This window comes from Enterobacter sp. MGH 38 (assembly GCF_000492855.1).
Classification (GTDB): domain Bacteria; phylum Pseudomonadota; class Gammaproteobacteria; order Enterobacterales; family Enterobacteriaceae; genus Enterobacter; species Enterobacter hormaechei_C.
The window spans coordinates 1,028,147-1,054,453 of record NZ_KI535608.1 but is presented as its reverse complement, the minus strand read 5'-3'; the positions used below and the strand labels follow the sequence as shown (position 1 = coordinate 1,054,453).

Genomic DNA, 26,307 nt, shown 5'->3' with positions numbered 1-26,307 from the left:
AGGGCATGAGCAGACACACTGAACACGATACACGAGAACATTTGCTGGCTACCGGCGAGCGCCTTTGCATGCATCGCGGGTTTACCGGGATGGGGCTTAGCGAGTTGTTAAAAACCGCTGAAGTACCTAAGGGATCGTTTTATCACTATTTTCGTTCCAAAGAGGCGTTCGGCGTTGCCATGCTGGAGCGGCACTACGCCAGCTACCATCAGCGCCTGGCAGCCCACTTCGCCAGCGGTGAAGGTGACTACCGGGATCGTGTTCTGAACTACTATCAGGAAACGCTGACGCAGTTCTGTCAGCAGGGCATCATCAGCGGCTGCCTGACGGTAAAACTGTCTGCCGAAGTGTGCGATCTCTCCGAAGATATGCGCACCGCCATGGATAAAGGGGCCAGCGGCGTGATTGCCCTGCTGGCTCAGGCGCTGGAGAGCGGGCGCAATGAAAAAACGCTCTCCTTCTCCGGCGATCCGCTCACGCAGGCACAGGTGCTCTATTCCCTCTGGTTAGGCGCCAACCTGCAAGCAAAAATGTCTCGCAGCGCCGTGCCGCTCGAAAGCGCGCTGGCGCACGTGAAAAACTGTATAACCGCGCCTGGCGTGTAGCCGGCGTTTTTATTTACCCTTTTACTAGTCGACTGGTCTACTCAGGAGCCATTATGTCCGCTGAAAAGCTGTTTACCCCACTGAAAGTGGGTGCCGTTACTGCCCCAAACCGCGTGTTTATGGCCCCACTCACCCGTCTGCGCAGCATCGAGCCGGGCGATATCCCAACGCCATTGATGGGTGAGTATTATCGTCAGCGCGCCAGCGCGGGCCTGATTATTTCCGAAGCCACGCAGATTTCTGCCCAGGCAAAAGGCTACGCCGGTGCGCCGGGTCTGCACAGCCCAGAACAGATCGCCGCGTGGAAAAAAATCACCGCAGGTGTTCATGCTGAAGATGGCCGTATTGCGGTTCAGCTGTGGCACACCGGACGTATCTCACACAGCAGCATCCAGCCTGGCAGTCAGGCGCCGGTTTCTGCTTCTGCCCTGAACGCCAATACCCGCACTTCCCTGCGCGATGAAAACGGTAATGCGATCCGCGTTGACACCACCACGCCACGCGCGCTGGAGCTGGACGAGATCCCGGGTATTGTGAATGATTTCCGTCAGGCCGTCGCCAACGCCCGTGAAGCGGGCTTCGACCTGGTTGAGCTGCACTCTGCGCACGGTTACCTGCTGCATCAGTTCCTGTCCCCTTCTTCCAACCAGCGTACCGACCAGTACGGCGGCAGCGTTGAAAACCGCGCGCGTCTGGTGCTTGAAGTGGTGGATGCTGTCTGTAATGAGTGGAGCGCAGACCGCATTGGTATTCGTGTCTCCCCGATCGGTACTTTCCAGAACGTCGACAACGGTCCGAACGAAGAAGCAGACGCGCTGTATCTGATTGAAGAGCTGGCGAAACGCGGTATCGCCTATCTGCACATGTCCGAGCCGGACTGGGCAGGCGGCAAGCCTTATAGTGAAGCCTTCCGCCAGAAAGTGCGCGAGCGCTTCCACGGCGTGATTATCGGGGCGGGCGCGTATACGGCAGAGAAAGCTGAAGATCTGATCGGGAAAGGCCTGATCGACGCCGTGGCCTTTGGCCGTGACTACATTGCTAACCCGGATCTGGTTGCCCGTTTGCAGAAGAAAGCCGAACTGAACCCGCAGCGCCCTGAAAGTTTCTATGGCGGCGGCGCGGAAGGTTATACCGACTACCCTTCACTGTAATCCCGCTTTGTACATTGATAGCGGCGACCTTTCGCCGCTATACTAAAACATCGTTTCTGTTCAAAAAGATAATCCATTCCACTGGTTAATGAGGAAATTATGCGCCTACTTCACACCATGCTGCGCGTTGGCGACCTGCAACGTTCCATCGATTTCTACACTAACGTTCTGGGCATGAAGCTGCTGCGCACCAGCGAAAATCCGGAATATAAATACTCTCTGGCGTTTGTCGGTTACGGCCCGGAATCTGATGAAGCGGTCATCGAGCTGACCTACAACTGGGGCGTGGACAGCTATGAGCTGGGTACGGCTTACGGACACATCGCGCTGGAAGTGGATAACGCCGCCGAAGCCTGCGAACGTATCCGCAGCAATGGCGGTAACGTCACCCGTGAAGCCGGTCCGGTTAAAGGCGGTACCACCGTCATTGCGTTTGTGGAAGATCCGGACGGTTATAAAATCGAACTGATTGAAGCCAAAGACGCTGGTCGCGGTCTGGGCAATTGATCCCGCAGGGCGCACTATGCGCCCGTTGTTTTGCTGCATCCCCTCTCAAAATTTGCCATAATGCGCACTGCTTTTTCCCCCTTGTAAGAGACCCTGATGTCCGATAACGCTCAATTTACCGGTCTGTGCGACCGTTTTCGTGGTTTTTATCCCGTTGTCATTGATGTAGAAACAGCCGGATTTAACGCTAAAACCGATGCGCTGCTTGAGATTGCCGCCATCACGCTGAAGATGGATGAACAGGGCTGGCTTGTACCGGACACCACGCTGCATTTCCACGTTGAACCCTTTGAAGGGGCAAACTTACAGCCAGAGGCGCTGGCCTTTAACGGTATCGATCCGACAAACCCGCTGCGCGGGGCGGTAAGCGAATACGAGGCGCTGCACGCCATTTTCAAAATGGTGCGCAAAGGCATGAAAGAGAATGACTGTAGCCGCGCCATCATGGTAGCCCACAACGCTACGTTCGATCACAGCTTCACCATGGCTGCCGCCGAGCGCGCCTCGCTAAAGCGTAATCCATTTCATCCGTTTGTGACCTTCGACACCGCCGCGCTGAGCGGCCTGGCGCTGGGGCAAACCGTGCTCTCGAAAGCCTGCATCACGGCGGGTATTGCGTTTGACGGTACCCAGGCGCATTCCGCGTTATACGACACCGAGCGTACGGCGGAGCTGTTCTGTGAGATCGTCAACCGCTGGAAACGTCTGGGCGGCTGGCCGCTGCCGATGGGCGACGAGGCCGATCTTCAATCGTAGGTTGGATTATCAACAGCCCCACAGGACAAAAAAAAGCGACCAACATAATGTGGTCGCTTTTTTATATCCGCAGAAAACTTATTCTGCGTCCGGCTCTTCGGTTTTATACTTCGCCGCAGTCTCTTTGATCAGCTGTTGCAGTTCGCCGCGCTGATACATTTCAATCAGGATATCGCATCCGCCAACCAGTTCACCATCAACCCACAGCTGTGGGAAGGTCGGCCAGTTTGCGTATTTTGGCAATTCAGCGCGAATGTCCGGGTTTTGCAGGATATCAACGTAAGCAAAACGCTCACCACAGGCGGACAGCGCCTGAACCGCTTGCGCGGAGAAGCCGCAGCTTGGCAGCTTCGGAGAACCTTTCATGTACAGGAGAATCGGGTTTTCAGCGATCTGGCGCTGAATTTTTTCAATAGTGGTGCTCATGTCTTGCTTCCTTTAACTTCTGTTACGGCATCAGTCTGACATTGTAGCGGGTCAGGCCGACATCGGAAAATAACATTTTTGTCACGTCTAATTATTTTATCGCTTATCGCATAAAGTTGCATTGCTAATGTCGTTTATCGCCAGACGGAGTGCGGTTTTGCTTAAGGAGCGAACAGGAGTGCGTCAGAATGGTGAATTTTTTTGCACTTGCTAACGAAACATAATTTTTGAATGAAAAATGCTATTAACTTCTTCTGATTTTATGGATTAGAATCGACAGGTTTTGTAAATCTCACGCGGGTATGCATTGTGGCCTGCATTTATCAGGGGACTGCCCAGTGGCGCGGATAACTAAAATCTCGATGACGCTCTGTGCTTTACTGTTTACCACACTCTCATTTACGCCAGCGGCGAACGCCTCTGAACAGGCGCGGCATTCTGCTGTACAAAAAACGCATCTGGCAAAATCCACAGAACGTAAGAAAAAAACCACCAGTAAAACAGTAAAGAAGAAAACCACCGCTCAGACCAAAAAGACCGCCTCCAGTAAAACCAAAACTCTCCGTTCCGGCACGCACAAAACCACCCGAACAACCGCCAGCCTGGTGAATGAAAAATGCACCGTGCGCAAAGGCCATAAAACGAAATGCGCAAAAGTGACGAAGCTGGCTGACGTGCATAAAGCGCGTATGCAGAAAGCGCAAAAAACGGCGATGAACAAACTGATGGGGCAAATAGGTAAACCGTATCGCTGGGGTGGCACCTCTCCGCGCACCGGTTTTGACTGTAGTGGGCTGGTTTATTATGCCTATAAAGATCTGGTGAAGTTTCGCATTCCACGCACCGCCAATGAGATGTACCATCTGCGCGACGCCGCCCCTGTAAACCGTGGCGAACTGCAAAATGGCGACCTGGTGTTCTTCCGCACCCAGGGACGCGGTACGGCAGATCACGTTGGGGTGTATGTGGGTAACGGTAAATTTATCCAGTCACCGCGCAGCGGTCAGGACATTCAGATCACCTCTCTCAGCGAAGATTATTGGGTGCGCCACTATGTGGGTGCGCGCCGCGTGATGACGCCAAAAACCATCCGCTAGCCCCTGCCCTGCCGCCTCTGTGGCAGGGTAAGTTCCTCTTTTGCATACCCTTTCAATTTGCTATCCTGTCCTTGTTGTCTGTAGGGTTATTGGCAACGTATAAAACTATAAGGAGAGAAGCAATGTCGTTCGAATTACCTGCACTACCGTATGCAAAAGACGCCCTGGCCCCGCATATTTCCGCGGAAACCCTGGAGTACCATTACGGCAAGCATCACCAGACCTATGTCACCAACCTGAATAACCTGATCAAGGGCACCGATTTTGAAGGCAAAACGCTGGAAGAGATCGTGCGCAGTTCAGACGGCGGCGTATTCAACAACGCCGCACAGGTGTGGAACCACACCTTCTACTGGCACTGCCTGGCCCCGAATGCAGGCGGAGAACCTGACGGTGAGCTGGCGGCAGCGATTAACGCCGCGTTCGGCAGTTTCGCGGATTTTAAAGCGAAGTTTACTGATGCAGCCGTTAAAAACTTTGGCTCCGGCTGGACCTGGCTGGTAAAAGAGGCTGATGGCAAACTGGCTATCGTTTCCACTTCTAATGCGGGTACCCCTCTGACCACCAGCGCCACGCCGCTGATGACCGTGGACGTATGGGAACACGCCTATTACATTGATTACCGTAATGCGCGCCCGAACTACCTGGAACACTTCTGGGCACTGGTTAACTGGGAATTTGTTGCGAAGAACTTCGCCGCGTAAGAGACACGCAGAAGGGGCAGCCCTTCTGCGTTTTTGTTTATTCCGCCGTACACACCGCTTGAGGCTGTTTACGACCAGACATTATCACCAGCAGCAGGCCGAGTGCGGCAATGATCGCCCCCATCACCGGCACAAAGCTATAACCCAAACCACCGGAGATCACCGCCCCGCCCGCTGCGGCCCCCAGCGCATTGCCCAGGTTAAACGCACCGATATTCACCGATGAAGAGAGCCCCGGCGCTTCGTGTGCAACGCGCATTACGCGCATCTGCAACGGTGGCACCACGGCAAAGGTTGCGGCGCCCCACACCACCATGGCAATCGCGGCACCCACTTCGTTACGCGCCAGCCACGGAATCGCCACCATGATGACAATCAGCAGCGTTAAAAAACCTTTCAGCGTCCCACTCACGGAGCGGTCGGCAAATTTCCCGCCGAGATAGTTGCCAATCGAGAACCCGACACCAATCAGCACCAGCATCGCGGTAACAAAGAGTGGCGTTGCGTGGGTTATGTCGTGCAGCACCGGGGAGATATAGGTGTAGAGCGTAAACATCGCCCCGGCCCCCAGCACCGTGGTGAGCAGCGCGGACAACACCTGAGGACGCATCAGCACCGCCAGCTCTTTACGTACTTCCGGACGTTCTCCAGCACTTCCTTTCGGCAGTGAGAAGAACAGCGCAACCATCGCGACCACGCCCAGTCCGGCGGTTGCGAGGAAAGACATACGCCAGCCGATGGCTTCTCCCAGCCAGGTGGCGGCGGGAACGCCGCCGATATTAGCGATGGTGAGGCCCATAAACATAGTGGCTACCGCGCTGGCCTGCTTATGTTTTGGCACCACGCTGGCAGCAACAACCGAGCCCAGTCCGAAGAAGGCGCCATGGTTGAGGCTGGTAAGAATGCGCGAAAGCATCAGAGTGGTGTAATCGGGCGAAATCGCGGAAAACACATTGCCGAGAGTGAAAATCGCCATCAGGAAAATCAGCGCGTTGCGGCGCGCACGGTGCGAAAGCAGCAGCGTCATCAGCGGCGCGCCCACCATCACGCCGATCGCGTAGGCGCTAATTAACATACCGGCCGCAGGGATAGAGACGTCTACCCCCCGGGCGATAACAGGCAATAACCCCATCGGGGAGAATTCAGTGGTGCCAATCCCAAAGGCGCCAATCGCCAGGGCCAGCAGGGGAAAATTGATTTTCATGAAGAGGCTCCGGATACCGTGCCATAACCCGGCACAGAACTAAGAAGTCAAAAGCATGACATCAATCACAAAAAATGAGAAGTTAACATTTTGGCAAAAGATTTTTGCCGGAGAGGTAACAATAGCGGCAAGAGAGGGAGAAGGTTCTCCCTCCGCCTGAATCAGTGCAGTGCAGCGGTTAAACCACCGGCAACAATCAGAGCAAGAACAACAATGGTGGTAAACAGCGAAAACTTCAGATCGGTACTCATCAATTTTTCTCCTTTTATTCACCCTACGAAAAGTGAGCTTGCTCATTTTTACACAGTTCAGGTCAAAAATCTTCCAGGATTTAAACGGATATCCACTTTACCTCTTCCCCTTTTCATCAAGATAGGACAAAATTCCACGCTAAATTTATTAGCGTACCGGCCACTGACCCCCTCCTGACGTCCTGTGTCGTTTTCCCGGCGTGTCGCAACTCATGTTTGCGTAATAAGGGTGAGAGAAGGCAAACGTTTACCTTCAATTTTTTCAGGAGCTTAGGATATGGTCTGGAGTGACATTTAATGGCAACAATTAAAGACGTAGCAAAACGCGCAAACGTTTCCACTACAACCGTATCACATGTTATTAACAAAACGCGTTTCGTCGCTGAAGAGACGCGTAATGCCGTCTGGGCGGCAATCAAAGAACTGCACTACTCGCCAAGTGCCGTCGCCCGCAGCCTGAAGGTTAATCACACCAAATCGATTGGCCTGCTGGCCACCAGCAGTGAAGCGGCCTATTTTGCTGAAATCATCGAAGCCGTTGAAAAAAACTGCTTCCAGAAAGGCTATACCCTGATTCTGGGCAATGCGTGGAACAACATTGAAAAACAGCGCGCTTACCTGTCAATGATGGCGCAAAAGCGCGTCGACGGTCTTCTGGTAATGTGTTCTGAATACCCTGAGTCGGTCCTTTCCATGCTGGAAGAGTATCGCCACATTCCGATGGTGGTCATGGACTGGGGCGAGGCGCGCGCAGACTTCACCGACTCCGTTATTGATAACGCCTTTGAAGGCGGCTACATGGCGGGGCGTTATCTGGTAGAACGCGGTCATCGTGAAATTGGCGTGATCCCGGGACCTCTGGAGCGTAACACCGGTGCTGGCCGTCTGGCCGGTTTCATGAAAGCGATGGAAGAGGCGCTGATCACCGTGCCGGAAAACTGGATTGTTCAGGGCGACTTCGAGCCGGAGTCAGGCTATCGCGCCATGCAGCAGATCGTCTCCCAGCCGCATCGCCCTACCGCGGTGTTCTGCGGCGGTGACATCATGGCGATGGGCGCGCTATGCGCGGCAGATGAACTCGGCCTGCGCGTCCCCCAGGATATCTCGGTGATCGGCTATGACAACGTGCGCAACGCCCGCTTCTTTACCCCGGCGCTGACCACCATTCACCAGCCGAAAGATTCGCTGGGTGAAACGGCCTTCAACATGCTGCTGGACAGGATCGTCAACAAGCGTGAACAGTCCCAGTCCATTGAAGTTCACCCGCGCCTGATAGAACGCCGTTCCGTTGCGGACGGTCCGTTCCGCGACTACCGTCGTTAATCACTTTCCGGGGCCAGCTATGCTGGTTCCCGCAACCACTCCCGGTTCAGCGTTTCGCTGTCTCCCAGATAATCCAGCAGCCAGGCCATGGCGGGCGAGACGTCGTTTTGCTGCCACGTCAGACAGCATGCGGCATCCGGGAAGGGGTTTTCCAGCGTCAGAGCGACCCACTCTCCCGCGTCGATGCGCGGGCGCGCAAAATGCACCGGCACCATGCCAACGCACAGCCCCGCGCTCAGACAGGTGGCTGACGACTCCCAGTCCGGCGCGACCACGCGGCGCTGATTATCCAGCAGCCAGGTAATGCGCTTGGGCAGCGAGCGGGAGGTATCTTCCAGCACCAGCGAGGGCCAGTTGCGTAATGTGTCATCGCTCAGCGGCCCTTCCAGCGCTGCCAGCGGGTGATCGCGCGCGACCACGCAGGTCCAGCTCAGCATGCCCATGTCGCGAAACGCGTAGCGCCCACCAACCGGGATCGCCTGGGTTGCACCAATCGCCATCTCCGCCCTACCGTCCGCCAGCGCATCCCAGACGCCGTTGAACACTTCCTGCGAAACACGCAGTTCGACGTCGGAAAAATGACGATAGAAATCGACGATCATCTGCCGGGTCCGCTCCGGCTTAACAATGTTATCCACCGCGATAGCGAGATGCCCGCGCCAGCCGTTGGCGATCTGCTGGCACTGCTCACGGGTGATCTGCATTTTTTTGATGACAGACCGCCCTTCCTTCAAAAACCACGCTCCGGCAGGCGTGAGCTCCACGTCGCGATGACGCCGCTCGAACAGCGGCACCGCCAGCCACGCTTCCAGCTGACGCACCGTGTAACTGATCGCCGAGGGAACGCGATGCAGCTCCTGGGCGGCGCCGGTAAAGCTGCCGTTACGCGCCACGGCATCAACCACTTCAAGGGAATAATCTGACCACATCTTTAGCCTGCAAATTTTTTGAACGCACCCGCCAAATATTAGCGTTTCACAAGCCGCTTTGCACTCCCTACACTCTGCGCCAACGTACACCTGCCTCCTCAGGAGAAAAAAAGTGCAACCCAGGAAAGGATTTTTAGTCTGGCTCGGCGGCTTAAGCGTGCTGGGCTTTTTGGCGACCGATATGTATCTGCCCGCGTTCGCCGCGATGCAGGAAGATTTGCAAACCCCTGCCGCCGCCATCAGCGCCAGTTTGAGTTTGTTCCTCGCCGGTTTTGCTTTTGCGCAATTGCTGTGGGGGCCGCTCTCGGATCGTTTTGGCCGTAAACCCGTCCTGTTGTTGGGGCTGGCGATTTTTGCCGCAGGCTGTCTGGGCATGCTGTGGGTCCGCGATGCCGCCTGGCTGCTGGCGCTGCGCTTTATTCAGGCGGTCGGTGTCTGTGCCGCTGCGGTGACCTGGCAGGCGCTGGTAACCGATTACTACCCCGCCTCGCGCACTAACCGCATATTCGCCACCATTATGCCCCTGGTCGGCCTGTCGCCGGCGCTTGCCCCGTTACTGGGCAGCTGGCTCCTGGCGCATTTCGACTGGCAGGCCATTTTCGCCACGCTCTTTGCTATTACGCTGGTCCTGATGCTGCCCGCGTTCGGGCTTAAACCGGCGCATAAAAAAGAGACGCATCCGGACGCGAAGCCCATCACCTTTACCTCTTTAGTGCGGTCGAAAGCCTATCGCGGTAACGTGCTGATTTATGCCGCCTGCTCTGCCAGCTTCTTTGCCTGGCTGACCGGTTCGCCGTTCATTCTGCATGACATGGGCTACAGCCCGGCGGCTATCGGCCTGAGCTATGTACCACAGACCATCGCCTTCCTGGTGGGTGGCTATGGCTGTCGCGCCGCGCTGCAAAAATGGGAAGGCCAACAGATGCTGCCCTGGCTGCTGGTGCTGTATGCGCTAAGCGTGATTGCGACCTGGGCTGTCGGCTTTATTCCCGGCGCCGGGCTTGCAGAAATTTTGATTCCGTTCTGCGTCATGGCGATCGCTAACGGGGCCATCTACCCTATCGTTGTAGCCCAGGCGTTGCGTCCATTTCCGCAGGCGACAGGCCGCGCTGCCGCGCTGCAAAATACCCTGCAACTTGGCCTGTGCTTCCTGGCAAGTCTCGTGGTCTCTGCGTTGATTGCAACCCCGCTGCTCACCACTACCAGCGTGATGCTGATCACCGTTGCGCTGGCGGGATTGGGTTATCGCATGCAGTCCTCCGCGCTTTGCGAGCAGAATGACAATGCACAAACCGAAACGTCGCACGCCTGATTGCGCGGGAAACTATGTTAAAAACCAGTGATTAGGTAGCTAACAATTTTCTGTTGAATCACCAAATTTTGCGGCCTATACTGAATTTGGTTCGATTAAATACGATAAATATTAAGTGTTAACGGGAGCCGGAGCGCTCCCGTTTTACCATGGAAGGCATTTCGGCAAGGGTTATCTCCCTTCCTCTGTTCTACGTCGGATATTAGCCTCGCGGGCATTTACCGTGAGATTTCTCACAAACCAAAAAAGCGTCTACGCTGTTTTAAGGTTCTGATCACAGCAAGGTGATGGAGAAGCTATGAGTTCATCGTGTATAGAAGAAGTCAGCGTTCCGGACGATAACTGGTCCCGGATCGTCAGTGAACTGTTGGGACGTGCGGGCATTACGATTAATGGCTCATCCCCCTCCGATCCCCAGATAAAGCATCCCGATTTTTTCAAACGCGTGTTACAGGAGGGATCGTTAGGGCTGGGTGAAAGCTATATGGACGGCTGGTGGGAGTGTGAGCGGCTGGATATGTTCTTCTCCAGCGTATTACGCGCCGGTCTTGAAAAACAGCTCCCTCGTCATTTCAAAGATACCTTACGTATCGCCTCCGCCCGCCTGTTCAATCTGCAAAGTAAAAAACGGGCATGGATCGTCGGTAAAGAGCATTACGACCTTGGCAACGATTTGTTCAGCCGTATGCTCGATCCTTTAATGCAGTACTCCTGCGGATACTGGAAAAAAGCGACGACCCTGGAAGAGGCGCAGCAGGATAAGCTGCAACTGATCTGCGATAAATTGCAGTTACAGCCCGGTATGCGTGTGCTGGACATCGGCTGTGGCTGGGGTGGTCTTGCCTGGTTTATGGCGAAAAATTACGGCGTCAGCGTAGTCGGCGTCACGATTTCGGCTGAACAGCAGAAGATGGCGCAGGAACGCTGTCTGGGACTGGATGTTGATATTCGGCTTCAGGACTACCGCGACCTGAATGAGCAGTTCGATCGTATTGTTTCCGTAGGTATGTTCGAGCACGTGGGGCCGAAGAACTACAAGACCTACTTTGAGGTCGCCGATCGTAACCTGAAGCCTGACGGAATTTTCCTGCTGCACACCATCGGCTCTAAGCGCACCGATAACAATGTGGACCCCTGGATCAACAAATATATCTTCCCGAATGGCTGTTTACCCTCTGTTCGCCAGATTGCGAACGCCAGCGAACCGCATTTTATTGTGGAAGACTGGCATAACTTCGGCGCAGATTACGACACGACCCTGATGGCCTGGCATGAACGTTTCCAGGCTGCATGGCCTGAAATCGCCGACAACTATTCGGAACGATTCAAACGGATGTTTAGCTATTATCTGAATGCCTGTGCGGGCGCGTTCCGTGCGCGGGATATACAGCTGTGGCAGGTGGTGTTTAGTCGTGGGATTGAGCACGGCTTGCGGGTGGCTCGCTGAAAAAATAACCCCGGTTTCCCGGGGTTAATTTTTATTCTTCTTCCACGGTCTTTATTATCGCCGCCTCTTTCGCCGCCAGCACGCGCTCAACGGTATCCACGACCGCCTGGGTCTGCGGATCAATTTCGATATTTACGCGCTGCCCCAATTTTTTTGCGCCAAGCGTAGTACGTTGCAGCGTTTCAGGAATTAAATGCACGCAAAAACGCGTTGGCGTCACTTCACCGACGGTCAGACTAATCCCATCGATGCCAATAAATCCTTTATAAAGGATGTATTTCATTAATGACGGATCCTGCACCTTGAACCAGATTTGACGGTTATTTTCCGAGGTCACGATTTTCGCCACTTCTGCGGTGGTCATAATATGGCCCGACATCAGATGCCCACCAATCTCATCGCTGAATTTCGCCGCGCGTTCAACGTTGATGATATCTCCTACCACCAGCTCACCCAGGTTAGTGATGCGCAGCGTCTCTTTCATTAAATCAAAGCTAATCTGATTACCGTTAATTTCGGTCACCGTCAGGCAGCAGCCGTTATGCGCTATCGACGCCCCGGTTTCAATGCCGTCGAGCATATATTCAGGCAGCTCAACCACGTGAGTGCGGAAATTCGGTTTTTCATCAATGGACACCACTTTGGCAGTGCCCTGCACAATACCAGTAAACATGCTTACAGCTCCTGTTCATTCCGAACGGCGATGACACCGTATAATCCCACCACAATAACAGTTGAAAAAACAGGTTGCCAGTGATGCGCAATTTCTGGCGATTTTTTCACTAGATAATTAGTTAAACCCCGCTACAATAGCTGGCATCCCTCTGTTTTTTCTTCTTGCTGCCAGTAACGGCGGCCTTTTTAGTCTCTCAAATAACTACAATACAAAGGTGTTCACGTGCAGAAGTATATGATCGAAGCGCGTCAGTTATTGGCACTGGCAATACCGGTGATCGTCGCGCAGGTAGCCCAAACCGCAATGGGATTTGTGGATACGGTAATGGCCGGTGGTTACAGCGCCACCGATATGGCCGCCGTGGCGATCGGAACCTCAATCTGGCTCCCGGCCATTCTGTTTGGTCACGGCCTGCTGCTGGCGCTAACGCCCGTCATCGCACAGCTTAACGGCTCCGGTCGACGTGACCGCGTGGCCCATCAGGTGCGCCAGGGCTTCTGGCTGGCCGGGTTCGTCTCCGTCCTGATTATGATCGTCCTGTGGAACGCCGGGTATATTATTCGCGCCATGCATAATATCGACCCGGCGCTGGCGGATAAGGCGGTCGGTTATCTGCGCGCCCTGCTCTGGGGCGCGCCCGGCTATCTGTTCTTCCAGGTGGCACGTAACCAGTGTGAAGGGCTGGCAAAAACCAAGCCGGGCATGGTGATGGGCTTTATCGGCTTGCTGGTGAACATTCCCGTGAACTATATCTTCATTTACGGTCATTTTGGCATGCCGGAACTCGGCGGCGTGGGCTGCGGCGTGGCGACGGCAGCGGTGTACTGGGTGATGTTCGGAAGCATGCTCACCTACATTAAGCATGCGCGATCCATGCGCGACATTCGCAACGACACCACCTTTAGCACGCCTGACTGGTCGATGTTGACCCGCCTGACACAGCTGGGTCTGCCCATTGCGCTGGCGCTGTTCTTTGAAGTGACGCTGTTTGCCGTCGTCGCCCTGCTGGTCTCGCCGTTAGGGATTATTGATGTGGCAGGCCACCAGATCGCGCTGAACTTCAGCTCTTTGATGTTTGTTCTGCCGATGTCGCTGGCGGCTGCGGTGACGATTCGCGTGGGCTTCCGTCTGGGGCAAGGTTCTACGCTGGATGCGCAAACGGCTGCCCGCACCGGGCTGGGCGTCGGCGTCTGCATGGCGGTCTGTACCGCCCTCTTTACCGTGCTGTTGCGTGAGCAAATTGCCCTGCTCTATAACGACAACCCGGAGGTAGTGACTCTGGCCTCGCACCTGATGCTGCTGGCGGCCATTTATCAGATCTCTGACTCCATCCAGGTCATTGGCAGCGGCGTGCTGCGTGGGTATAAAGATACGCGTTCCATCTTCTTTATCACCTTTATCGCTTACTGGGTGCTGGGTCTGCCGTGCGGGTACATTCTGGCGCTCACGGATCTGGTGGTGGATCGCATGGGGCCAGCCGGATTCTGGATGGGCTTTATCATCGGCTTAACGTCTGCGGCCATTATGATGATGCTGCGCATGCGTTTCCTGCAACGTCAGCCCTCTACGGTTATTTTGCAGCGCGCTGCACGTTGATGACCCTGTAGCCGCCGGCTGGCGGCTACTTTCTCTTCACTTTGCGCGGTAATGAAGCAATCGCGTGAAATCAGAGAGAAAAATGCATTTTCCCTCTTGCCACCTTGGTGCTGTGCCGCTAATATTCGTCCCCGTTGTCACCGACAACACAATGCGTTCATAGCTCAGTTGGTTAGAGCACCACCTTGACATGGTGGGGGTCGTTGGTTCGAGTCCAATTGAACGCACCATCTTGCGTCTGTAGCTCAGTTGGTTAGAGCACCACCTTGACATGGTGGGGGTCGATGGTTCGAGTCCATTCAGACGCACCAATCCGTTTTCTCTCACATTTCATTCCCGTTCAGCCTCATGCAGAGGCAGCAAACCTTTTAAGCACATCGAAAGTGACCTCCAGCCCGCGCGTACCGGGAAAAGCGGAATGGCATAAGCCCCATCAGGTTAGCAAAACGCCCGGCGTTTGCCGGGCGTGAAAACAACGTCAGTCAACGATTACGGCTTATGTTCAATCGCTGGGTTGTTGTTGATGGCGATGCGCTGCGGTTTCTCTTCTTCCGGGATATCCTGGTGTAATTCAATTGCCAGTAAGCCGTTTTCCAGCGAAGCGCCGGTCACTTTCACATGCTCCGGCAGACTATAGCTGGCCCGGAAGTCGCTGCGGCTGATACCCCGATGGATCCACCCTTCTTCGCCGTTTTCGGTTTTCTCCTCTTCACGTTTACCGCTGATATTCAGCTGACCGCCAACGGTTTCAATTTCCAGTTCGCTCTCTTTCCAGCCCGGCACGCTGAGCGTCAGTTCATAGCGGTTATCGCCCAGCCGCCGGATATTGTAAGAAGGCGTGGAGGGCAACGGCGTACTGCCGGTTAGCTGGCTAAAAAGGCGATCGATACGGTTAAAACGGTCCGCAAACAGAGAGTCGGAGAGATCGTTCAACACGGGAAAGGTTCTGAGAGTCATCATGTACCTCCTGAACAGTAAAAAAGAATATTCAAAAAGTTCATGTCTTATGGGCAGGTGTTCCTTACCCGCTTTCTATATGAGGTTACCGCAAAATATTTCAACCTCAGGAGCCTGCAAAAATGTAGCTGGAACCTAAAAAAGCAACGGGCCGTTAAGCCCGTTGTTCGTTACATCATCGCAGTTCTATAACTCTCGCCCGCTCAGCCTGCTTTCGGTAGTGGTCATATCGCTCCCGGAACCATGCCTGCTGTTTATTACTCATATTGCCGGTCACGGCATCGATATCAACTGGCTGGCCCAGGGCGTACATACGGGCAAAACTGCGTGCCAGAAAATCAAAATTCTTTAATGCGTTTATATCTTGTCGCTTCATTAGCATATTCCTCCAGTCGCTGCGGTTACTGTTCAAGGTCATATGCTTTTCTGATCTCAGTATCCGCCTGAAAAAGATCGATTTTTGAGCGATGTGTGCGCATCCATCTGCCAGTGTTCACATTTCAGGAACGACAAAACTCTTCAGCCCTGGTCATGATTTTCCCTCCCTTTTATCACTCATGCAGAAAACATAAACGCCAGCCATGCAGTAAGTTCGCCACGTATCCGGAAGGTGCGAACGGCGTGCTTTAATGCCATACGCTGTAACAGGTCGCCCAGCGCGTTCAGGTGGGTTTCCACCTGCAAGCGTCTTATCAGTTCGAATACCTGGCTGAACACCACCTCGATATCGAAATACGCCGTACCCGCCGGAAGCGTGATATTTTCCAGCCCGTTAAGATGGACGAACATAAACTTTTCGCGGAAGGTGAAATATCCTTAATTGCAGCGACCTCTTCCATCGAGTCTTTCAGGAAAAATTTCGGACCGACAGAGCCAATAAACGGCATATGTGCGGCAGCTGATACTTTAGAGATGTTGCGCAGCAGCGCCACATCCTGCGGGCTGGCGTCAAATTCATAGGATGAAATCACGGAACCAATCGGCTCGCCGCCCGGGGTGTCGTATTCGGCGGTATAGGTGTGCCAGTAGAGGCCGCTCTGAATAAGTTCCGGCGCGTCTTCAAAGTCCTGACGCAGATCTTCTTTCGACACATCCAGAATTTCGGTTTTCACATTCTGGCGGTAGTCGGTGCTGTCCACCAGCTGCTTCAGGCCGCGCCACAGGGACTCCACCTTCTGGAACTCCTGGTGATGCATTACGGCATCCAGCTGACGGCTGATCTGGAAATCCAGCTCAGCGATATGGAGGTCAATCAGCATTTTGTCGAGCTTCTCCACCGGCTGACCGGATTTGCGGATGCAGTCCATAAACACCTGCATCGCCGCCGTCAGGCGTTCACCCGCCGGAGCGTCAGAAAGCGCGGCGTCATCCAGAAACGCATTGATATCACCCAGGCTGGAGGCCGGGGTCAGGTTGATTTTTTCAAACAGGGAGGCGTAAACGCCCTCTTTTTCCAGTACGGTGGTCTGCCCCTGCGCGGAGGCGGTTTCAGTATTCACAGACATCAGCATATTCCCGGTTAATCCATTAAATTACACATGCCGCTTATTTCGGGGCCAGTGCACTCATTTCGTCGCGTAATTCCTGAGACAGCGCCGGGTCTTTGAGAATTTTCTCGAGTTCTTTTCTGAAAGTGGCGTTATCAAGAAGATTGGATTTGAGGTCGCGTAATAAATTACGCATGGCCAGCATGGCGCGGAGCTGGGGGATCTGGCGGGCAACCTGTTCAGGTTCGAAATCCTTAATATCGGAGAAATTCAGTTTTATGCTTTCTTCCGAGCCATCCCCGGCCATTGTGTTAGGAACAGTCAGATTCACTTCCGGGTTAAATTCCGAAAGTACGCTGTTGAAGTTATTTTTATTGACGTTGATTTTCTCCCTTTCCGATAATGGGCGATTCTCTTTTCCATTACTGAAATCACCGACGGTGAGGAGTTTAAGCGGCAGTTCGACTTTCTTCTGCGCGCCACCTGTATGCAGAGCCAGCTTTAAGTTTATGCGTGCCTTGGGCACCTCATTCTGGAATGAATCGGCCATAGCAATCCCTTTCTTTAAAAGAAATAAATGTTAAGTGAGTGACGTTTCTTTACAAAGCCATATTGGAGCAAATGTCCATTTGAAATCAACTTTTCAGATCAAAGATCTACAATTGGACTTTCCTTAAGAATATTCCACCAATAAGAATAAAAAAGAACGCCGCGTAGCGGCCTGCCGAAATGCCCTTGCGCGCTTTTTGTGAGCCTGACAAAAAGTTGCTCAAAGGTTGGCTACCAGATTATTTTGTTACTTTATCGAGGTGATGGAATAGTCCAGCCACGGACTATCCCATCACTCACAGTTATAAAAAATAAGGATAATATTGGCCCCACTATATATTTAAATATCCTATCTCTTTTTTTAACCCCTATCACATACAGATAATCGATAAACCTGGGACCAAACAGTTATTCCTTTCAGAAAATCAGGCAGAATTATATCTAATCAGCAGGGTCAATTGAATTGACTTTCCCATAAATTCAGGAAGGGGCGCAACATCCCCTCTTCTAAACGTCTTAATTTCTCCCTTCATTGAATGACTTAGCCTTTCTCCTGCTACGCTTGTTGTATGGTTCAGAAACGCAGGAACGCTTTCGATGAAAAAAATCGCCATTATCGGCTCAGGCCCAACAGGGATTTACACCTTTTACTCACTTCTTAACAACGCAGCGCCGCTTTCGATCACCGTTTTCGAAAAGGCAGACCAACCCGGTGTCGGAATGCCCTACAGCGACGAGGATAATTCCCGGCTGATGCTGGCGAACATCGCCAGTATTGAAATACCGCCCATTTTCATCACTTACCTGGACTGGCTCAAACAGCAGAATGCGGCCCGCCTTGCCCGCTATAACGTCGACAGTGAGAAGCTGCACGACCGGCAATTTCTGCCCCGTATTCTGCTGGGTGAATATTTCCACGACCGGTTTCTCGCTGTCGCTGCCGAGGCGAAAAAGGCTGGGTTTCATATCGAGGTTCACCCCAACGCAGAAGTCACTGATATTAAGGCTGATGCAGACGGCGTGGCCCTTTCAGTGAACGATGCCCCTTTCTCAAGGCGGTTTGATCTTGCGGTTGTTGCCACCGGCCACGTCTGGCCTGATGAAAATGAAACCACCCGCGCATATTTCCCAAGCCCATGGTCAGGGCTGATGGACGCGGAGGTCCGAGCCTGTGAGGTGGGGATCATGGGTACCTCCCTCAGCGGACTGGACGCTGCAATGGCGGTTGTGATGCAGCATGGCCGGTTTAGCGGGAAGCAGTTCGTTGTCAATAAAGGCAGCGAAGGGCTAAAAATCATGCTGATGTCCCGCACGGGCGTTCTGCCGGAGGCCGATTTTTACTGCCCTATCCCTTATGAACCACTGTCGGTGTTAACGGATTGTGTGGTGGCAAGCGAAATCGACAAAGGCCCGGATGGGCTGCTTGACCGCATCTTTGCGCTGATGGTGAAAGAGCTTGAGCTGGCCGATCCGCGATGGTGTCAGGCGATAGCGCTCGGCACGCTGAATGCCGACACGCTCCGTGATGCCTGGTTTGAGGATCGTAAAAAGCACGGTCCTTTCACCTGGGCCGAAGCGAATCTGAAAGAAGTGGAGCGCAACAAGCGCGAAAAACGCACCGTTGCCTGGCGCTATACCGTGCTTCGTCTGCATGAAGTGGTACAGGCCATCGTCCCTTCACTCAATGAGCATGACAGAGAGCGGTTTAAATCCGGGCTGGAGCGTGTGTTTATCGATAATTATGCCGCCATTCCACCGCAGTCTATCCGCCGGTTACTGGCGCTGCGCGAGGCAGGGATCATTAGCGTGGTCGCACTCGGTGATGATTACGATCTGGATATCGGCAGCGATCAGACCGTCATCACCACGGCAAAAAAAAGTTACCGCTTCGACGTGTTTATCGACGCGCGCGGACAAAAGCCGCTCAGAAACAAGGACATTCCCTTCCCCACCCTGCGTAAACAGCTTGCGGGAACCGGCGATGACGTTCCGGACGTGGGGGAAGACTATACGTTGCTGGCGCCGGCATCACTGCGGGGGCGTATCGCTTTTGGGGCGATCCCCTGGCTGATGCACGATCATCCGTTTGTTCAGGGTTTGTCTGAGTGCGCTGAAATTGGTAAAGCGATGGCGAAAGCGGCTGGAAAACCTGCGTCGGGGGTGCGAAGGAAGTTACCTTACATGGAGTTTTAACAGGGCTTCCCTGCCCTGCGGTGTCGGATTACTCGAAGAAGACTTCCGGGTTTTCCGACAACGACACGAACGATTTAGTGTTCTTGTCCAGGGCAAGGATTTTGCCGCTTTCGATGTCATATACCCAGCCGTGCAGGCGAATGGCATTGTTGCGCAGGCCTACCGCCACCGACGGATGGGTCTTGATGTTGCTCAGCTGCGCAAAGACGTTTTCCTGCACCATCGCATTCACTTTATCGATTGGCTTATCCCAGGTTTTCTTCTCCACCACCGCTTTTGCCGCATCAGAATAGCGCAGCCAGTGGGAAACGGCCGGCATCGGCTCCAGATCGGCGTTGTCAGCAATCGCCTTCATCGCGCCGCAGTTGGAGTGGCCGCAAATAACGATATCGGTCACGCCCAGGGCCACGACCGCATATTCGATGGTCGCAGAGACACCGCCAGGCTCCGGCCCGAACGGAGGCACAATGTTGCCCGCGTTTCGAATGACAAAGAGCTGTCCTGGCTCCTGTTGCGTAACCAGTTCCGGAACCAGACGGCTGTCGGAGCAGGAGATAAACAGCGCTTTGGGATTCTGACTGGACGCTAAACTACGAAAAAGCTCTTTACGTTGCGGGAAAATCTCTTTTTGAAAGCTGAGAAAACCTTCAATGATATGTTGCATAGCCATTTCTCTTTTATCTGTTTTAGTTTAGGTATGATCGCGATCACACTCGTAAAATTTAACCACCGCGTCTTAGCGGAGACAAGCAATATATTTCTGGCCCGACCGCTGCACGATCTCATCTGCGTTCACCGGGATGTTCTGCCCTTCAAAGGCCCCGTACAGGCGCTGGTACGTTTTCCCGGTCAGTCGGCCAATCACCGACTCAACGGTGCGGGCAGGCAGCGGCAGCATATTCGGATAACTCCACATAAACGACACGGCGTCTTTCCCGGGTGTAACCTGCAAAATATCACCGGCCAGCAGCACGCCGTCGCCTGACTGCCAGTGCAGCACCGTGCCGCCTGCAAAATGCCCGCCCAGCCGCAGCAGAGTCACCAAAGGCATAATCTCCAGGGCGTCCTCCTCCCAGAAGCGTATCGCCGGGCTGTCACGCATCACCCACTGCCGATCGCTGGCGTGCAGGTAGATCGGCGCGTTAAACGCGGCGGCCCACTCCTGCATGGTGGTGTAGTAATGCGGGTGCGAAATCGCGATCGCGCTGATGCCCCCGAGCGCGTCAACTAACGCTCTGGTCGCCGGGTCAAGATTGGCGATGCAGTCCCACAGAACATTGCCCTGTGGCGTACGCAGCAGAAGCGCGCGCTGGTTGATGGCAAAAGCGGGAACGGTTTTGATGCTGAACAGCTGCGGCTCCAGCTGTTGCCATTTGTTGGTGTGCGTGGTCGTAAGGCTGTCGAAGTCCGTCCATGCCTGGCCCGTCACCGGGACATACTGGCGCTCATCGTCGCAAATCGGGCAGTTTTTAGGCTGTTCATCGTAAGCGGTACCGCAGGTTTTACAGAGTGTAATCATCGGCTTTCCTCAGCAATAAAGCACTGAGTATGGCAGGGATTATCCATATGTGCTGAAGGGTGCCTGGCCCGCTTTTTTTGACTTATACTGTGCCAGTATCAAAAACTGAATAACGCAGGTGGCACATGGAAATTGATCTCGATAACTTAGTCTTTAACGGGCTGGATGAAGCAGAAGAGCGCAACGCGGAACGTCTCGACGATGCGGATAAAAAAGCCCAGGCGATTGTCGCCGATGACGACTGCGGCGATGCCTGCAAGATCTGAAGAAAAAGCACCGGGCTCCCCGGTGCTTTTTTTATGAATGCCTTTTGCTACCTGATATCAGATCTCCGGCGTTTTGCTAAACCCGGTCAGCATCAGGATCAAGCTTTGGGGAGATGAGCCCGTCTCAAACTGATAGTGATTTCCCTGACGATCGCCACCGATATACCACGAAATTTCGGTCTTCCCTTCTGCCAGCGCCTTACGCACCGCTTTATCCACGTCCACCATCCGGTATTCGCGGGAGTGGTTCAGGTAAAGCACCGCATCCGAGCGGTAGTTGCAGGACGGTCGTGAATGCCAGCTTACGGTGGCCGGATCCCAGTCGTTACTCGCCGGATAGAAGAAAATTTGATCCGCGCCGTTGGTTTCCACTTTCCCGCCAAAAATTCTTACGCGGTATTTAAACTGGGCAGGATCCTGTCCGGCAGGCAGCGGTGGAATGTGGAACTTCACCAGCGACAATGTTTCGCTGTTTTTCGTGCGTCCACCATTCTTCCAGTTATCCTGCACCAGTAAGATCTGGGGATCGGGCTGTGAAAGTGCGGGTTCCATGCTGCTGAGCCAGACGTTGGCCTTCGCTTTTGAATAACCATACGGCACGGTGGTGCCGCAATCCATTCCGCGGTTCATGCACAGGTCGGTCATAAAGCGCGCGGCATCTTCCGTCCAGCCGTTCATGAAGTCAGCATGTGCCGTATACAGGCTACCCCACCGCTCTTCACGCTCACTGCCATGCATGATGGGGTCGAGGGAAAGCTGGACTTTACTGGTATCCAGAGAGCTAATTGTCGGGAGCACGTACGCAATATTCATGTTCACCGTCGGGATCTTCACCGGGAAGGCGGACGGACACTGTCCTTTCGTATCGTAGGTGGCGTTAGCCAGGCCGTGGGCGGGCTTCAGGTTGACCCCGTCCCAGCAGTTCGGGAACTGAATGCCGATATTAAACTGCACGGCATCCTTCGCCTTGCGTAAGCCGCAGACTTCACCCGTTCTGGTGGTGTAACCCTTGCCATTGGCGCATAAAAAGGTGATATGCGGATTTGGCGCGGTGCCGTGGTGATCGCCCGCCAGCAGCGACAGCCCCGCCGGGAACGGGTGCAGCGGCCAGGCGTCAACGTTCGATGCCTGATAATAGGTTTTTTGATAGGCGGGTTTGACCACCGTTCCGTCCGGCAATTTTAGCGACGGAGCCCAGTAGGCCGAGCTGTCTGCTTTGTTATCGCAGGTGGTCTTTTCCTGGATACGCAGCGATTCACGGCTGGAGTAAGCATCCGTATGCACGTTACCAAAAAAATCGTGCAGCATAGCCTCGTTGGGCATGCCGAACATCATAATGGCATCATCGCCGAGGGTGTGGGAATAACTGCATACAACATGTGCCTGTGGACCAGCGTGTGCCGCCTGCATGGTAAGCAGAAGTGCGGTGGCAGAAAGCGCGGGGGTTAATACTGTCCGTTTCATTATTATCTCCATCTGTGAAAGGAGATAGTGGTAACAAAACGGCCATAAATTACCGAGGATTAGCCTGGGTATTTTTCCCTTCATCCTCGCTTTACAGACACCACGCACAACTCATTCCAGTACATTTCGCGCGTCCGGCGCAGTTCAGCGTGACGTTTTATCATGGAACCACTCCGGGTCGATGTTGGCTACGTCCACGCCATACAGGCTGGCGACAGGCAGTATTGACTCAAGAACACGTTGCGCGCTGTTCTCCGCATTCGCTGGTCGGGGCGCAAAAAACCGCCGTAACGTGCTTATCCATTTTTTCATCGTCATTACCCTTCTCGCTTAACCTGTCCTCAGTTAAACACCCAAATTGCGCCCGGGGGAAATATCAAAATCCACTGTCGATGTGCAGGATCTGCAAATAGCGCCCCACCGTCTGCTCTCTTCTTTAACACCTTGTTCACTCATGCTTTTTTTCACATAGCAAAGAACGATTTCTTATTTGGCGATAGCTTTCCCTTATGGGAGCGTAACGGGGTAAAACAAAAACAACGGGATGGCGTATGACTATGGCTGCAAAAATGAAAGGGTTTAAAAAACGGGCGCAGGTTCTGGGATTAGTGGCAGCCTGGGGCCTGGTTTCAGCGCAGGCGCAGGCCGATCGGCTGGCGGATATCAAGGCAGCAGGCGTGGTGAAAGTGGCCACATTTGATGCTAATCCACCCTTTGGCTCGATTGATGCCAAAACGCATGAGATCGTGGGTTACGATGTGGACTTCGCCAAAGCGCTGGCGAAATCGCTCGGCGTCAAGCTTGAACTGGTCGCCACCAATCCGGCTAACCGCATTCCGCTGCTACAGTCCGGAAAAGCGGATCTCATCGTGGCGGATATCACCATCACCCCGGAACGCGCACAGGTCATTGATTTCTCGACGCCTTACTTTGTCACCGGCCAGCAGTTCCTGGTCCCGGTAAAATCACCGGACAAGCTTGATGACTATAGCCGGGCACGCATTGGCGCCGTAAAAGGTACGACGGGTGAACAGGCGCTGCACCAGCGTTTTCCGCAGTCCCGCGTCCTCTCTTACGATGACATCCCGCTGGCGCTGACGGCACTGCGCAATGGCAACGTGCAGGCCATTACCCAGGACAGCACCATTCTGGCTGGTCTGCTGGCGCAGGCGCCGGATAAAGCCGACTTCAAAATCCTGCCCGACCTGCTCAGTAAAGAAGAGATTGGCGTGGGGGTGAAAAAGGGTGAAACGGCGCTGCTGAAAGCCGTTAACGATGAGCTGGTTAACCTGGAGAAAAACGGCCAGGCGGCAAAAATCTATGACGTCTGGTTCGGTCCAGGCACCCCTGCTCCACAGCCTCGTAACTTTAAAATAGAAGCCCGGTAATATGCTCTCAGGTTTATTTTCGCACTCCGCGGCCAATGCCGCGGATTTTTCACGTCTGGAACAGGCCAGCGTTGAGTTTCGCCATGTGGACAAACGCTACGGCGACCATCCGGTTTTAACCGACATTAATCTCACCATCATGCCGGGTGAAGTGGTTGCCATTCTCGGCCCTTCGGGTTCCGGAAAATCGACCCTGATTCGGCTTATCAACCAGCTTGAGAGCCTGAGCGGCGGGGAGATTCTGGTCGACCACAAGCCGACCGGACAGCTTTCCGGCAGCAGGCTACGTCAGTTACGCAGCCGCGTCGGGTTTGTATTCCAGCAGTTCAATCTCTATGCCCACCTTACCGCCAGCCAGAACATCACCCTGGCACTGGAGCACGTTCACGGCTGGAAACCCCTGCCCGCCCAGGAGCGCGCGCTGGCGCTGCTGGAGAAGGTCGGCATGCTGGAGAAGGCGCACCGCTACCCTGCTGAACTTTCCGGCGGACAACAGCAGCGCGTGGCGATTGCCCGCGCTCTGGCCTCGTCGCCGCAAATCATTCTCTTTGACGAGCCAACGTCGGCACTCGACCCGGAGATGATTGGCGAAGTGCTGTTGGTGATGAAAGCCCTTGCCCACAGCGGGATCACCATGATTGTCGTCACCCATGAGATGCAGTTCGCCCGGGAAATTGCCGATCGAATCGTCTTTATCGACGGTGGACACATTCTGGAAACCGCGTCCCCGGCGCAATTTTTCAACCAACCGTCGCATCCGCGTGCGAGGCGGTTCCTGCAAAAAGTGCTGGATCCGCTGCGTCAGGAGCAACTGTAATGCCCGCTCTGGACTGGCAGGGGGTGCTGGCCGGACAGCCCCTGCACTGGATCCTCTCCGGATTTCTCACCACTCTGTGGGTGACGCTGGCGGGGATTATGCTGGCAAGCCTGCTCGCCTTGTTCTTTATGCTTTTGCGGCTTTCCGGGGGACTTCTCGGGACGTCGTTCGTCAGCGGCTGGGTATCGCTGTTTCGCAATACGCCGCTGCTGGTGCAGCTGCTGTTCTGGTATTTCGCCGCCTGGAACGGGTTGCCGCAGGAGCTGCGTGACGCGGTGAATGCAGACCACAGCTGGTCCATTTTGCCCGGTGACGTCTGGTGGTTTACGCCCGAATTTTTATGCTCCGCCTGGGGGTTAGGCGTATTTACCTCGGCGTTTTTAATTGAAGAAGTCGAATCGGGGCTCCGTTCCGTACCTGCCGGGCAACGGGAGGCGGCGCTCGCCCAGGGATTTTCCTCATGGCGTCTGTTTCGCTACATTCTTCTGCCACAGGGGCTCGCTAACGCCTGGCAACCCGTCGTTGGCCAGTACCTTAACCTGATGAAGCTCTCCTCGCTCGCGAGCGGAATTGGCTTCGCCGAACTGACCTACCAGGTTCGCCAGATAGAAAGTTATAACGCCCATGCCCTGGAAGCCTTTACCGTCGGTACGGTGCTCTACTTACTTACCGGGATGGTGACGGGGAGCGTGCTGGTGCGCCTCGGCCCCCATTCAGGGAGGAAAAATCATGATCCCCGGATTTAACGTTATTGTCGAAAACCTGGATTATCTGCTTTGGGGACGTGCGACTGCGGGAGAACCCGGCGGCGTACTGCTCTCACTGCTGATGGCCGCTGGCGCCGCCGCGCTTGCCCTGCCCGGCGGGATTGTGCTGGCATGCGTCGCCTGGCGCTATCCCGGCGTGGTGCGCAGTGCGCTGTTTGCGTGGGCAGAGTTGATTCGCGGGATCCCCCTGATCTTCGTAATATTCTGGATGTGGTATCTGCTGCCGCTGATAACCGGCAGGGATCTCCCTGGCGCGACGACCGTCACGCTGGCGCTGGCCTGGTTTACCGCGGCTGCGGTGATGCATTCGGTATTAGCCGGACTGAGAGCCCTACCGTCGGGCCAGAATGAGGCCGCGCTTTCTCAAGGGTTCAGTACGCAGCAAACGCTGTGGCGCGTGCTGCTGCCGCAGGCGCTGAGAAATATTCTGCCGTCGCTGGTGGGGATTTTTATCAGCCTGCTGAAGGATACGTCGTTGGCGTTTATCGTGAACGTTCCTGAACTGACCACGGTGGCGGGACAGGTCAACAACCGAGTGCAAATTTACCCGGCGGCCATTTTTATCTTTACGGGTGTGATCTATTACCTGCTCTGCTGCTCGCTTGAGCTGCTCGCGAAGCGCTGGCGCGTTAGCCGGCCAGCGCTTTAACCACCGTTTCCATCGCTTTGGTGGTCAACTCACTGCGCTTAACGCGCTGGTTCGCCAGCGCGGTACGCAGTACGCCCGCAATGACAATATGTTTCGGCTCCTGCCCTAAATCACGCATTTCGAGAACGACCTTGCCTACCACCCGACACATCTCCTGGTACAGCGCTTCGTCTTTGGTCACATTGCCCATTGCCATCACTCCGTTGCCCTAAACCGTCAGCTTAAATCATTCGTCGGCTGGATACAAAAAAGAAGCCCGGCGTGTTG

At 54.4% G+C, this 26,307-nt stretch carries 29 protein-coding genes, 2 tRNA genes and 2 pseudogenes; 18 read left to right on the top strand and 15 right to left on the bottom strand.

Annotated features, from left to right (window positions below):
* The first annotated feature begins 5 nt into the window (after positions 1–5).
* From L384_RS06345 to rnt, 4 genes are all read left to right on the top strand, one after another.
* The gene (locus L384_RS06345) at positions 6–605 is read left to right on the top strand and encodes a TetR/AcrR family transcriptional regulator (RefSeq protein ID WP_003857618.1); all 600 of its coding nucleotides are present in this window, start codon (positions 6–8) and stop codon (positions 603–605) included.
* Positions 606–658: 53 nt separating this feature from the next.
* Positions 659–1,756 (top strand): alkene reductase, encoded by a 1,098-nt coding sequence (locus L384_RS06350; RefSeq protein ID WP_023324540.1) that lies wholly within the window; start codon positions 659–661, stop codon positions 1,754–1,756.
* 99 nt (positions 1,757–1,855) lie between these two features.
* On the top strand, positions 1,856–2,263 hold the full coding sequence (gloA, locus tag L384_RS06355; protein ID WP_003857623.1) for a lactoylglutathione lyase: 408 nt from the start codon (positions 1,856–1,858) through the stop codon (positions 2,261–2,263).
* A gap of 96 nt (positions 2,264–2,359) precedes the next feature.
* Positions 2,360–3,019: a ribonuclease T gene (gene rnt, locus L384_RS06360; RefSeq protein ID WP_003857625.1), complete on the top strand. Its 660-nt coding sequence runs from the start codon at positions 2,360–2,362 to the stop codon at positions 3,017–3,019.
* Between the two features lie 78 nt (positions 3,020–3,097).
* Here rnt and grxD read toward each other — a convergent pair whose 3' ends face one another.
* Positions 3,098–3,445: a monothiol glutaredoxin 4 gene (grxD, locus tag L384_RS06365; protein ID WP_003832760.1), complete on the bottom strand. Its 348-nt coding sequence runs from the start codon at positions 3,443–3,445 to the stop codon at positions 3,098–3,100.
* 338 nt (positions 3,446–3,783) lie between these two features.
* Between grxD and L384_RS06370 the strand changes: the two genes are divergently transcribed.
* Positions 3,784–4,542 (top strand): C40 family peptidase, encoded by a 759-nt coding sequence (locus L384_RS06370; RefSeq protein ID WP_022650940.1) that lies wholly within the window; start codon positions 3,784–3,786, stop codon positions 4,540–4,542.
* Between the two features lie 122 nt (positions 4,543–4,664).
* Positions 4,665–5,246, top strand: a complete 582-nt coding sequence (gene sodB, locus L384_RS06375; RefSeq protein ID WP_003857629.1) for a superoxide dismutase [Fe] — start codon at positions 4,665–4,667, stop codon at positions 5,244–5,246.
* 37 nt (positions 5,247–5,283) lie between these two features.
* On the opposite strand, the gene L384_RS06380 is transcribed toward sodB, so the two are convergent.
* Together L384_RS06380 and L384_RS22525 are read right to left on the bottom strand one after the other, a co-directional pair.
* A complete protein-coding gene (locus L384_RS06380) occupies positions 5,284–6,450 on the bottom strand; it encodes an MFS transporter (RefSeq protein ID WP_003857631.1) in 1,167 nt (388 codons plus the stop codon).
* Positions 6,451–6,611: 161 nt separating this feature from the next.
* Positions 6,612–6,701 (bottom strand): cytochrome bd-I oxidase subunit CydH, encoded by a 90-nt coding sequence (locus L384_RS22525; RefSeq protein WP_003857632.1) that lies wholly within the window; start codon positions 6,699–6,701, stop codon positions 6,612–6,614.
* Positions 6,702–6,998: 297 nt separating this feature from the next.
* Here L384_RS22525 and purR point away from each other — a divergent pair, with 297 nt between their 5' ends.
* Entirely contained in the window at positions 6,999–8,024 is a 1,026-nt protein-coding gene (gene purR / locus L384_RS06390) for an HTH-type transcriptional repressor PurR (protein ID WP_003857634.1), read from the top strand.
* A 17-nt stretch (positions 8,025–8,041) separates the two neighbouring features.
* Here purR and punR read toward each other — a convergent pair whose 3' ends face one another.
* Positions 8,042–8,953 (bottom strand): DNA-binding transcriptional activator PunR, encoded by a 912-nt coding sequence (gene punR, locus L384_RS06395; protein ID WP_003857638.1) that lies wholly within the window; start codon positions 8,951–8,953, stop codon positions 8,042–8,044.
* Between the two features lie 112 nt (positions 8,954–9,065).
* Between punR and punC the strand changes: the two genes are divergently transcribed.
* A complete protein-coding gene (gene punC, locus L384_RS06400) occupies positions 9,066–10,265 on the top strand; it encodes a purine nucleoside transporter PunC (RefSeq protein WP_023324539.1) in 1,200 nt (399 codons plus the stop codon).
* Positions 10,266–10,563: 298 nt separating this feature from the next.
* A complete protein-coding gene (gene cfa, locus L384_RS06405; protein ID WP_003857641.1) occupies positions 10,564–11,712 on the top strand; it encodes a cyclopropane fatty acyl phospholipid synthase in 1,149 nt (382 codons plus the stop codon).
* A gap of 31 nt (positions 11,713–11,743) precedes the next feature.
* On the opposite strand, the gene L384_RS06410 is transcribed toward cfa, so the two are convergent.
* Positions 11,744–12,385 carry a riboflavin synthase gene (locus L384_RS06410; RefSeq protein WP_003857643.1) on the bottom strand — a complete coding sequence of 214 codons (642 nt, stop codon included), beginning with the start codon at positions 12,383–12,385 and terminating at the stop codon, positions 11,744–11,746.
* 225 nt (positions 12,386–12,610) lie between these two features.
* Here L384_RS06410 and mdtK point away from each other — a divergent pair, with 225 nt between their 5' ends.
* The 3 genes from mdtK to L384_RS06425 all read left to right on the top strand — a co-directional run bounded on the left by mdtK (position 12,611) and on the right by L384_RS06425 (position 14,295).
* On the top strand, positions 12,611–13,984 hold the full coding sequence (gene mdtK / locus L384_RS06415) for an MdtK family multidrug efflux MATE transporter (protein WP_003857645.1): 1,374 nt from the start codon (positions 12,611–12,613) through the stop codon (positions 13,982–13,984).
* A 153-nt stretch (positions 13,985–14,137) separates the two neighbouring features.
* A tRNA-Val gene (locus L384_RS06420) sits at positions 14,138–14,214 on the top strand.
* Between the two features lie 4 nt (positions 14,215–14,218).
* Positions 14,219–14,295 (top strand) — tRNA-Val (locus L384_RS06425).
* Between the two features lie 178 nt (positions 14,296–14,473).
* Here L384_RS06425 and L384_RS06430 read toward each other — a convergent pair.
* From L384_RS06430 to tssB, 5 genes and pseudogenes are all read right to left on the bottom strand, one after another.
* Complete coding sequence (locus L384_RS06430) at positions 14,474–14,944, bottom strand: Hsp20 family protein (protein WP_003857647.1); 471 nt, start codon at positions 14,942–14,944, stop codon at positions 14,474–14,476.
* A gap of 172 nt (positions 14,945–15,116) precedes the next feature.
* Positions 15,117–15,317: a cell surface composition regulator GlgS gene (glgS, locus tag L384_RS06435; RefSeq protein ID WP_022650936.1), complete on the bottom strand. Its 201-nt coding sequence runs from the start codon at positions 15,315–15,317 to the stop codon at positions 15,117–15,119.
* Positions 15,318–15,637: 320 nt separating this feature from the next.
* Positions 15,638–15,754, bottom strand: a pseudogene (locus L384_RS22520) (type VI secretion system baseplate subunit TssF); the annotation flags it as partial.
* Positions 15,751–16,452, bottom strand: a pseudogene (locus tag L384_RS06440) (type VI secretion system contractile sheath domain-containing protein); the annotation flags it as partial. The pseudogenes L384_RS22520 and L384_RS06440, both read right to left, overlap by 4 nt.
* Positions 16,453–16,486: 34 nt before the next feature.
* Positions 16,487–16,978, bottom strand: coding sequence for a type VI secretion system contractile sheath small subunit (tssB, locus tag L384_RS06445; protein ID WP_023324537.1), 492 nt, complete (start codon positions 16,976–16,978; stop codon positions 16,487–16,489).
* Positions 16,979–17,574: 596 nt separating this feature from the next.
* On the opposite strand from tssB, the gene L384_RS06450 reads away from it, so the two are divergent.
* Positions 17,575–19,170 (top strand): FAD-NAD(P)-binding protein, encoded by a 1,596-nt coding sequence (locus tag L384_RS06450; RefSeq protein ID WP_023324536.1) that lies wholly within the window; start codon positions 17,575–17,577, stop codon positions 19,168–19,170.
* A gap of 28 nt (positions 19,171–19,198) precedes the next feature.
* On the opposite strand, the gene L384_RS06455 is transcribed toward L384_RS06450, so the two are convergent.
* Positions 19,199–19,834, bottom strand: a complete 636-nt coding sequence (locus L384_RS06455) for a carbonic anhydrase (RefSeq protein WP_003857662.1) — start codon at positions 19,832–19,834, stop codon at positions 19,199–19,201.
* Positions 19,835–19,906: 72 nt separating this feature from the next.
* Positions 19,907–20,689 carry an MBL fold metallo-hydrolase gene (locus L384_RS06460; RefSeq protein ID WP_003857664.1) on the bottom strand — a complete coding sequence of 261 codons (783 nt, stop codon included), beginning with the start codon at positions 20,687–20,689 and terminating at the stop codon, positions 19,907–19,909.
* A gap of 125 nt (positions 20,690–20,814) precedes the next feature.
* Here L384_RS06460 and L384_RS22515 point away from each other — a divergent pair, with 125 nt between their 5' ends.
* Positions 20,815–20,955: a hypothetical protein gene (locus L384_RS22515; protein WP_003857665.1), complete on the top strand. Its 141-nt coding sequence runs from the start codon at positions 20,815–20,817 to the stop codon at positions 20,953–20,955.
* 57 nt (positions 20,956–21,012) lie between these two features.
* Here L384_RS22515 and L384_RS06470 read toward each other — a convergent pair whose 3' ends face one another.
* Both L384_RS06470 and L384_RS22630 read right to left on the bottom strand, forming a co-directional pair.
* On the bottom strand, positions 21,013–22,419 hold the full coding sequence (locus L384_RS06470) for a DUF1996 domain-containing protein (RefSeq protein ID WP_023324535.1): 1,407 nt from the start codon (positions 22,417–22,419) through the stop codon (positions 21,013–21,015).
* 144 nt (positions 22,420–22,563) lie between these two features.
* Positions 22,564–22,731, bottom strand: a complete 168-nt coding sequence (locus L384_RS22630) for a hypothetical protein (protein ID WP_032609053.1) — start codon at positions 22,729–22,731, stop codon at positions 22,564–22,566.
* 245 nt (positions 22,732–22,976) lie between these two features.
* Here L384_RS22630 and L384_RS06480 point away from each other — a divergent pair, with 245 nt between their 5' ends.
* The 4 genes from L384_RS06480 to L384_RS06495 are packed head-to-tail and all read left to right on the top strand — an operon-like array spanning position 22,977 to position 26,040.
* A complete protein-coding gene (locus L384_RS06480; RefSeq protein ID WP_048241858.1) occupies positions 22,977–23,807 on the top strand; it encodes an ABC transporter substrate-binding protein in 831 nt (276 codons plus the stop codon).
* A 1-nt stretch (position 23,808) separates the two neighbouring features.
* Positions 23,809–24,624: an amino acid ABC transporter ATP-binding protein gene (locus L384_RS06485; protein WP_023324533.1), complete on the top strand. Its 816-nt coding sequence runs from the start codon at positions 23,809–23,811 to the stop codon at positions 24,622–24,624.
* Complete coding sequence (locus L384_RS06490) at positions 24,624–25,370, top strand: amino acid ABC transporter permease (RefSeq protein WP_023324532.1); 747 nt, start codon at positions 24,624–24,626, stop codon at positions 25,368–25,370. The genes L384_RS06485 and L384_RS06490 overlap by 1 nt, the downstream gene beginning before the upstream one ends.
* Entirely contained in the window at positions 25,354–26,040 is a 687-nt protein-coding gene (locus tag L384_RS06495) for an amino acid ABC transporter permease (protein WP_022650927.1), read from the top strand. Before L384_RS06490 ends, L384_RS06495 begins: the two co-directional genes overlap by 17 nt.
* On the opposite strand, the gene fumD is transcribed toward L384_RS06495, so the two are convergent.
* A complete protein-coding gene (gene fumD / locus L384_RS06500) occupies positions 26,021–26,230 on the bottom strand; it encodes a fumarate hydratase FumD (RefSeq protein ID WP_003857676.1) in 210 nt (69 codons plus the stop codon). The two genes, L384_RS06495 and fumD, sit on opposite strands and share 20 nt — an antisense overlap.
* Positions 26,231–26,307 lie beyond the last annotated feature (77 nt).

Coding starts and splice junctions, on each gene's coding strand:
- L384_RS06345 (WP_003857618.1), top strand. CDS start 6: ATGAGCAGACACACTGAACACGATACACGAGAACATTTGCTGGCTACC.
- L384_RS06350 (WP_023324540.1), top strand. CDS start 659: ATGTCCGCTGAAAAGCTGTTTACCCCACTGAAAGTGGGTGCCGTTACT.
- gloA (WP_003857623.1), top strand. CDS start 1,856: ATGCGCCTACTTCACACCATGCTGCGCGTTGGCGACCTGCAACGTTCC.
- rnt (WP_003857625.1), top strand. CDS start 2,360: ATGTCCGATAACGCTCAATTTACCGGTCTGTGCGACCGTTTTCGTGGT.
- grxD (WP_003832760.1), bottom strand. CDS start 3,445: ATGAGCACCACTATTGAAAAAATTCAGCGCCAGATCGCTGAAAACCCG.
- sodB (WP_003857629.1), top strand. CDS start 4,665: ATGTCGTTCGAATTACCTGCACTACCGTATGCAAAAGACGCCCTGGCC.
- L384_RS06380 (WP_003857631.1), bottom strand. CDS start 6,450: ATGAAAATCAATTTTCCCCTGCTGGCCCTGGCGATTGGCGCCTTTGGG.
- L384_RS22525 (WP_003857632.1), bottom strand. CDS start 6,701: ATGAGTACCGATCTGAAGTTTTCGCTGTTTACCACCATTGTTGTTCTT.
- purR (WP_003857634.1), top strand. CDS start 6,999: ATGGCAACAATTAAAGACGTAGCAAAACGCGCAAACGTTTCCACTACA.
- punR (WP_003857638.1), bottom strand. CDS start 8,953: ATGTGGTCAGATTATTCCCTTGAAGTGGTTGATGCCGTGGCGCGTAAC.
- cfa (WP_003857641.1), top strand. CDS start 10,564: ATGAGTTCATCGTGTATAGAAGAAGTCAGCGTTCCGGACGATAACTGG.
- L384_RS06410 (WP_003857643.1), bottom strand. CDS start 12,385: ATGTTTACTGGTATTGTGCAGGGCACTGCCAAAGTGGTGTCCATTGAT.
- L384_RS06430 (WP_003857647.1), bottom strand. CDS start 14,944: ATGATGACTCTCAGAACCTTTCCCGTGTTGAACGATCTCTCCGACTCT.
- glgS (WP_022650936.1), bottom strand. CDS start 15,317: ATGAAGCGACAAGATATAAACGCATTAAAGAATTTTGATTTTCTGGCA.
- tssB (WP_023324537.1), bottom strand. CDS start 16,978: ATGGCCGATTCATTCCAGAATGAGGTGCCCAAGGCACGCATAAACTTA.
- L384_RS06450 (WP_023324536.1), top strand. CDS start 17,575: ATGAAAAAAATCGCCATTATCGGCTCAGGCCCAACAGGGATTTACACC.
- L384_RS06455 (WP_003857662.1), bottom strand. CDS start 19,834: ATGCAACATATCATTGAAGGTTTTCTCAGCTTTCAAAAAGAGATTTTC.
- L384_RS06460 (WP_003857664.1), bottom strand. CDS start 20,689: ATGATTACACTCTGTAAAACCTGCGGTACCGCTTACGATGAACAGCCT.
- L384_RS22515 (WP_003857665.1), top strand. CDS start 20,815: ATGGAAATTGATCTCGATAACTTAGTCTTTAACGGGCTGGATGAAGCA.
- L384_RS06470 (WP_023324535.1), bottom strand. CDS start 22,419: ATGAAACGGACAGTATTAACCCCCGCGCTTTCTGCCACCGCACTTCTG.
- L384_RS22630 (WP_032609053.1), bottom strand. CDS start 22,731: ATGAAAAAATGGATAAGCACGTTACGGCGGTTTTTTGCGCCCCGACCA.
- L384_RS06480 (WP_048241858.1), top strand. CDS start 22,977: ATGGCTGCAAAAATGAAAGGGTTTAAAAAACGGGCGCAGGTTCTGGGA.
- L384_RS06485 (WP_023324533.1), top strand. CDS start 23,809: ATGCTCTCAGGTTTATTTTCGCACTCCGCGGCCAATGCCGCGGATTTT.
- L384_RS06490 (WP_023324532.1), top strand. CDS start 24,624: ATGCCCGCTCTGGACTGGCAGGGGGTGCTGGCCGGACAGCCCCTGCAC.
- L384_RS06495 (WP_022650927.1), top strand. CDS start 25,354: ATGATCCCCGGATTTAACGTTATTGTCGAAAACCTGGATTATCTGCTT.
- fumD (WP_003857676.1), bottom strand. CDS start 26,230: ATGGGCAATGTGACCAAAGACGAAGCGCTGTACCAGGAGATGTGTCGG.